Here is a 6,549-nt window from a genome sequence, read left to right as displayed (position 1 = left end):
GCATGCATGACCAGATGATGCTGGGCGCGGAGTCCGGTAGTGCGGAAGGCAATGGGATGGACCAGATGGGTGCGGTGCCCAAGGGTGGCGCCGACACCGGAGTATCGACCGAGGGTACGAGCGAGGGGTCAACCATTATCGCTGTCGGTGGAGGGTTGCTCCTCCTCGCCGCAGCCAGCGGAACCTACGTTGTCTACCGCCGGAATAGCAGCAACTAATCTCTAACCATCCGGCCGGTTCAGGTTCCGGTTGACAAGGGACAACGGGGCGACCCTAGTGACGAGTGAAACCTACAACGATAAGGAAACAACTATCGCGGGGATCAACGGGATCAGGGACTGCGCGTCAACGGCGCTTATCGGTGACTTAAGGGGCACAAGCGGTTCCGGCTCTAGAAAACCGACCATATAATCCGGGCGGTCGGATAGGTTGATGCCACGAAACATGGTCTTAAAGCGGATACGAAGGACCCGGAATGCGCTGAAAGGGCGGAGCACCGTGAACGACGAGAATTTGGCATCGCAAAAAGGCCAGACGAACTTCCCGCACGGGTCGTCTGGGGTGACAATATCATCACGCTGTTGCGGGCCAATCTTCCGGCTCTCAAGAAGTCGCGGTAGGTGGGCGCCGGTTTTTGCCCTTATCAGCGACTTCGTCGACGGTAAACTCGCCCGGGCGACGGGTACCGAAACTTCCTTCGGTCAATATGCTGATTTCTTCGCCGACGCTGCCTTCTGGATCTGGTTCAGCGGGCGTTACGAAACGAGCCGGACCATATGTACCGCGACGTTCGCGGTTTGGGCCTTGCCCGTGGTCCCGGTCGCTTCTGTGAGTTTCGCACGGGGCCAGATGATCGATGTCCCGCGCGCTTGGTGGTTCCGACCCGCAGCGGCAGTCCAGGTGTTGCTTGGTGCCCGGATGGTAGCGCGCTGGTTCCGGCCCACCCACTACAGGGGGCAGGAAACTGGTGACGGGTCACTCTTGATTCAAGGCCCTAGGTGTATTGATCTAGGGGGAACGTCCGGGTGAGACCAAGAAGGGCGTGAGGTGACGCGCACACGCTGGGGCCCTTATCAGAGCCTGTCGGCTTGGTTAGGCTGGCAGTGTGGGCACGTCCCACCGCCGTCGTATTGAAAGAGCGACGCCCTGCAAGGTGAATGGAGAAACCCGTGGAAACACAATCGACGACATTAAGCGGTATGAACGCGCGCTGGGTGGAGCACGGTACGGGCAGTCCCGTTGTTCTGGTGCACGGGATACCCACCTCGCCACGGCTCTGGCGCCACGTGATGCCGCTGGTCCACGGCAGGACGCTGGCATGGGAAATGCCCGGCTACGGATCAAGCATTCCCGACGGGAAAGACCGTGACCTCGGCCTCTCGGCCCAGGCCGGATACTTCCTGGAGTGGATTGAATCCCTCGATCTGAAGCAACCGCCAGTCCTGGTTGGGCATGATCTTGGCGGGGGAGTCGCGCAGATCGCGGTGGTGCGGGCAGCTGAGCGTTTCTCGGGACTGGTCCTAACCAACTCGGTATGTTACGACTCGTGGCCTATCCCCAGTGTGAAGGCGATGCAGCGTGTGGCGCCGGCGTTGGCATTTCTGCCTCAGGTGCTGATGTACCCGACGTTCGTCCAGTTGATCCACCGCGGTCACGATGATCGGGATGTTGCTCTGGAATCCCTCGCGGAGCATTGGGGGCCGTATGTGTCCCACGGTGCGGCGCGGAGCATGATGCGCCAGGTCGCCGCTCTTGATGTTCAGGACACCCTGGACATTTCGGACCGGTTGGCGGGCTTGAAGCTGCCAGCACGGGTGGTCTGGGGTGAAGCCGACACGTTCCAGAAGATCGGGTACGGGGAACGGCTCGCCGCTGACCTCGGAGCCGACCTGATCCGGATACCAGGGGGCAAGCACTTCACTCCCGAAGATCATCCACGGGACATCGCCGACGCCATCAACTCGCTCCTCACCGGAGCCGGAAAGGACTAACCCCATGTTCACCACGCCGTCCGTCATCGTTTTCGACGTCAATGAAACCCTGTCCGACATGGGCCCTCTCGGGAAGGCGTTTGAACAGTCCGCGATGCCTGCCTCTCTGACCGGCCATGGTTCGCGGAACTCCTTCGTGACGGGTTCGCCCTTACATCGGCCGGGGACAACCCTGACTTCACTGACCTCGCAACTGACAGCCTTCTCCGTCTGCTCGCCCAGACGTTAGGGCAGGGGGAGCATCAGGAGCAGGTCGATAACATTATGGGTGTGTTCACGAACCTCGCCATGCACGCGGACACCGCGCCCGGGATCAAGGCACTCACCCGCGTCGCTTAACTGGTGGCACTGACTAACGGTGCCATCTCGGTGGCGGAATCCCTCCTTGGCCGGGGCGGCATCCCGGACGAATTTTCGCGGCTCCACAGTGTTCAGGACGCTCCCCGGTGGAAACCCGCCCGCGAAGCCTATGACTACGCCGCCCGGGAAACCGGTCAAACTGTCGACCGGCTGCTGCTCGTCGCCGTGCACCCCTGGGACATCCACGGTGCCAACGCGGCCGGCCTGAAAACAGCGTGGATCAACCGTACTGGGGCCTTCTACCCCTCCTATTTCACCGCACCCGACATTGAAGCCGAAGAACTGGTGGCTCTCGCAGGGAAGCTTGCCGAATCCTGAATCAGGCTGCAGACCGGGGCCGGATCATATGCCGTTCCGGGTCTGCAGTCCGCACTGGGGCAAAATGGCACAGCCCGGCCCGTACTGGGTGGCGCTGGCGCTGGCCTCTGCATCCGGTAGGGACCGGGATGGTCTGGCGTTCGCGAAGGCGGCAATCGAGAGGTTTGTTCCCCTGAGCGTCCTGATCCTGGTCACGGCAGCATCTGAGAAAATCGCTGTGATTTATTAATGGTTCGGATTCATCCGGGCAGAAACCCGGAAGCCTGAATCTGATAGCCACCGGTCTTTAAAGTGGGAGCTGGTAGTCCAGATCGGAAGATACACATCCGTTGACCCATCCGAATCCCTGGTAGATAAATCCGGGTGGTTTACGGCTGAGGGCCCCCGCAGCACCTGGCTAACGGGACCTTCAGTAGTCGTTCAAAAGTTAAAGATAGCGGGGCCGGGCCCGGATAGGGGCGGCCCCGCTGAAGCACTCCGTTTAGAGAGCGTCCACTACAACAACCAGAACGTTGTCGACGATGTTCACGTCGACGACGTCCTGTACATCGATGTCGTTCTCGTTCAATGCCTGAACGGTGAGACCGTTGAGCACGTTGTTGTTTTTCACGTCCACGTCGATGCCGCTGAGGACATAGCCTTCGACGTTGACCAACTGAATCTGGTCCACGTCGAGGGTGCGGTCGAGGTTCACGGCGGCTGCTACCAGCCCGCCGATCGCTCCTGCGTTCTGTCCGCCGACCACGCCGACACTCTCAAGAGGTGCGGCCTGGGCCACCGCCACGATGGGCCTAGCAGACCTAGCAGACCTAGCAGGTATTGCAATGCTGTGGTGTTCCGGCGGACTTCCTGCAGGGCGAGAATATCGAAGCGGGACACGATTTCGGCGATGCAGGCCATGGCGTGGAAGTCCCGTTTGGGTGAATCCTTAGGCCCGGCTTTCCATTCTTTGGTGAGATCTCCGAACGCCCGCACATTCCAGGTCGCTACCAGAAGGTTCGAATCTTCCTTGCCCGGAACAGTGCCATCCAGGGCTGTTCGCAGGCGGAGCAGATCCTCGGCCACAACAGCCGGTGGCGTCGTCACGATCAGCATCATGAACCCCATCGAACCACGCCGGGCATGCCACGTGCGCTGATGCCCCTTATAAGTGCTACTTGAGGACGTTGTGACGAATGGTCCTCTGCGCTGTGCACCACGTCTTTCGCATGACCCTCCAGCGAGGAGGCTCATGCGTTCAAGATGAAAACGGGTGAATAGGTGGTGTTGTGGCCCGCGCGTCCTCCGGCACGAGGTGTCGGAAGACGCGCGGTACTTCTATTATTTTCCGTGATGTCCGCCTAGGACCAGAGCCTACCGAGCTCGCCTTCGTAACTTTGGCCCAAGCCATAAGCGGTACCTGTGGCGAACGAGTAAATGCCACGTTTGGTCCTGGTCGACAACCGGTGTGCCGTCAACCCTGATCTTCAGGCCGCCCCAGAACTGATCAAAGGTGAAATGGCCGTTGCCGTGGGCGGGAGATATGAGTGTCCACCTTTTTGGGCTGGGGCATGGATTCGATTAGACGTGGGTTATCAACCGGTGTAAAGGTGGGCGTATGGATGCCGACATTAACTTCTATTTCGACCCGGTCTGCCCTTTCGCCTGGATGACGAGCAAGTGGGTGCGGCAGGTGCAGGCGCAGCGCGACTACACCGTGGACTGGCGGTTCATCTCGTTGCGTCTGATCAACGCCGAGGTTGACTATGACGCTCATTTCCCGCCTGAGTACGAGGCCGGACACACGGCCGGGCTCCGGCTTCTGCGGGTGGCGGCCCGGGCCCGTGCGGAGCATGGCCGCGAGTCGATGGCCCGGTTGTATGCAGCGTTCGGGGCGCACATCTTCGATGCTGCCCCGGACCCGGTCAACCAGCTCACAGAGGGTGAGGTGCGTGAGCGGCGCGGGACGCGTGAGTTCGTGGAGCCGATCCTCGCCGAGGCTGGCTTGCCTCTGGCACTGGCGGAGGCTCTCGACGACGAGTCCTGGGACCGTGAGATCCGGCAGGAGACGGATGAGGCGCTGGCGCTGACGGGTAAGGATGTGGGCACGCCCATCATCCACTTTGAGCCACCCGCCGGTGTGGCCTTCTTCGGACCGGTGATCAGCCGGCTGCCAGACGAAGATTCGGCCGCCGAGCTGTGGGACCATGTGGTCGGGCTGGCACGTTTCCCTGGTTTCGCGGAGCTCAAGCGAAGCCTGCGCGAGCAGCCACAGCTTGCTGCCCTCGGTGTCAACGCCGATACGGTCGGTCAGCAGGAGGACTGGCACGGCGGCAGCCGGCGGCAGAAGAAGTGACCGGTCTGTAAAGATGGACCCATGAGTCAGACAAGCATCCGCCATCACCAGGAGTCCGTCGCGGTGCAGGCATCAGCCGAGACGCTCTACGACCTGGTCTCCGACATCACCCGCACCGGCGAGTGGAGTCCTGTCTGTACGTCGTGTTGGTGGGACGACGAGGTCAACGCGGGTCAGGTCGGCGCCTGGTTCACCGGGCGTAATGAGCTCCCGCACCGATCTTGGGAGACCCGGTCGCAGGTGGTGGTTGCCGAGCGTGGTCGCGAGTTCGCTTGGGTGGTGGGTGGCAGTGTGGTCCGCTGGGGCTTCACCCTGGCCCCAGCAGATACCGGGACGATCCTGAGCGAGTCTTGGGAATTCCTGCCGGCCGGGATCGCCATGTTCGAGGAGAAGTACGGTGACGGGGCGTCCGTTCAGATCACCGACCGCACCCAGCAGGCGCTCGACGGCATCCCGAAAACGCTCGCCGCGATTAAGCGGATCGCCGAGTCCATCGCTGCAAGTGAGGAGGCCCGGTCATGACCGGCTCACTCGGCGCGTCCTACTGAACCCAAGTCGCAGCCCAAAAAAACTTCGTTGAATATCAACAGAAATTGCCAGCGTCTAGCAGCGCATTCGGGTTGTGAGCAATGGCCACGACACCATCGCTGTACTCTTCCAGGCGTGCAGTGGCATCCCTTTCCATGCTCTGCAGAGTGCGTGACCCTGGGGGTTCGCCAGCCCGCCGGGCAGAGGGTGCCGCCGGCAACGTCCGAATCCTGAACGCCCACAGCCTGCTTTTTTGCGGCTGCGGGCCGCTGAATCGCGTGTAGTGGGTTTGGCGGGGAGGTCTTCATGGTGAAAGGCAGGGCAGGACATGACAGGTGATGCGGTGACGCCGGGGCTGGTTCCGCTGCCGGATCGTTTCTTCGATGTTTACGTGCCGGGCGCCGTGGGGGTGTTTGGTGCCGAACCGGTCAGCGAGGCGGAGATTCTGGATTCCGCGGCCCGCTTCGACCCGCAAAGGCATTCACACCGACGCCTCAGCTGCCGCCGGTGGCCCGTTCAACGGCCTGATTGCCAGCGGGGGAGGACACGATGGCTCTCATGATGCGGATCCTGGTCCGGTATTACCTTAACGAGGCGGCCAGCCTGGCATCGCCCGGAGTTGACGAACTGCGCTGGCTTAAACCTGTCCGCCCCGGGGATGTCCTCTCCCTCCGCTGCACTGTGGTGCAGGCCCGGGCTTCCCGGAGCAAACCGGACCGTGGCCTCGTGCACACTGCCATCGAAATCCTCGACCAGCACCAGGAAACGGTGGCGACCCTGACGATGATGAATCTCCTCCGCCGCCGCCCTGACCCGGACCCGGCCGTGTCAGGCAGGTAAACCGGGCAACTTTTACCGCCGCTATGGGCAGGTGTTGGCGGCGCAAGCCGTGACCGTGCCCGTCCGGTCAGGATGCACCGGCAGCGTGAACGGGGCAGCACCGGTCGGGTCAGGTGTGGCGGGTCAGGTAGTGTTCGTTTCGGGTCCGGCCCGGTAGCCGGCCCGTCCTGCCAGAAA

General features: G+C 61.9%; 8 protein-coding genes and 1 pseudogene. 7 read left to right on the top strand and 2 right to left on the bottom strand.

The window, feature by feature from the left end; all coding sequences use genetic code 11:
• The 4 genes and pseudogenes from Y703_RS22440 to Y703_RS0115015 all read left to right on the top strand — a co-directional run.
• Positions 1-218, top strand: a pseudogene (locus Y703_RS22440) (hypothetical protein); the annotation flags it as partial.
• A gap of 951 nt (positions 219-1,169) precedes the next feature.
• Positions 1,170-1,991, top strand: a complete 822-nt coding sequence (locus Y703_RS0115025; RefSeq protein ID WP_026553365.1) for an alpha/beta fold hydrolase — start codon at positions 1,170-1,172, stop codon at positions 1,989-1,991.
• Positions 1,992-2,333: 342 nt separating this feature from the next.
• Entirely contained in the window at positions 2,334-2,669 is a 336-nt protein-coding gene (locus tag Y703_RS21055; RefSeq protein WP_051427643.1) for an HAD family hydrolase, read from the top strand.
• Positions 2,670-2,733: 64 nt separating this feature from the next.
• Entirely contained in the window at positions 2,734-2,898 is a 165-nt protein-coding gene (locus Y703_RS0115015) for a hypothetical protein (RefSeq protein ID WP_155849555.1), read from the top strand.
• A gap of 252 nt (positions 2,899-3,150) precedes the next feature.
• On the opposite strand, the gene Y703_RS0115010 is transcribed toward Y703_RS0115015, so the two are convergent.
• A complete protein-coding gene (locus Y703_RS0115010; protein WP_162148900.1) occupies positions 3,151-3,363 on the bottom strand; it encodes a hypothetical protein in 213 nt (70 codons plus the stop codon).
• 8 nt (positions 3,364-3,371) lie between these two features.
• The gene (locus Y703_RS0115005) at positions 3,372-3,755 is read right to left on the bottom strand and encodes an endonuclease/exonuclease/phosphatase family protein (protein ID WP_155849554.1); all 384 of its coding nucleotides are present in this window, start codon (positions 3,753-3,755) and stop codon (positions 3,372-3,374) included.
• Between the two features lie 511 nt (positions 3,756-4,266).
• On the opposite strand from Y703_RS0115005, the gene Y703_RS0115000 reads away from it, so the two are divergent.
• From Y703_RS0115000 to Y703_RS22745, 3 genes are all read left to right on the top strand, one after another.
• A complete protein-coding gene (locus Y703_RS0115000) occupies positions 4,267-5,004 on the top strand; it encodes a mycothiol-dependent nitroreductase Rv2466c family protein (RefSeq protein ID WP_026553361.1) in 738 nt (245 codons plus the stop codon).
• Between the two features lie 21 nt (positions 5,005-5,025).
• On the top strand, positions 5,026-5,526 hold the full coding sequence (locus tag Y703_RS0114995; protein WP_026553360.1) for an SRPBCC family protein: 501 nt from the start codon (positions 5,026-5,028) through the stop codon (positions 5,524-5,526).
• A gap of 555 nt (positions 5,527-6,081) precedes the next feature.
• Complete coding sequence (locus tag Y703_RS22745) at positions 6,082-6,372, top strand: hotdog family protein (protein ID WP_216698910.1); 291 nt, start codon at positions 6,082-6,084, stop codon at positions 6,370-6,372.
• Positions 6,373-6,549: the final 177 nt, after the last annotated feature.

This window comes from Arthrobacter sp. H20 (genome assembly GCF_000520515.1).
Lineage (GTDB): Bacteria > Actinomycetota > Actinomycetes > Actinomycetales > Micrococcaceae > Arthrobacter_D.
This window is presented reverse-complemented; position numbering and strand designations above follow the sequence as displayed.

Excerpts from the sequence above, each read along its gene's own strand:
- Y703_RS0115015 (WP_155849555.1), top strand. The coding sequence starts at position 2,734 with ATGGCACAGCCCGGCCCGTACTGGGTGGCGCTGGCGCTGGCCTCTGCA.
- Y703_RS0115000 (WP_026553361.1), top strand. The coding sequence starts at position 4,267 with ATGGATGCCGACATTAACTTCTATTTCGACCCGGTCTGCCCTTTCGCC.
- Y703_RS0114995 (WP_026553360.1), top strand. The coding sequence starts at position 5,026 with ATGAGTCAGACAAGCATCCGCCATCACCAGGAGTCCGTCGCGGTGCAG.
- Y703_RS22745 (WP_216698910.1), top strand. The coding sequence starts at position 6,082 with ATGGCTCTCATGATGCGGATCCTGGTCCGGTATTACCTTAACGAGGCG.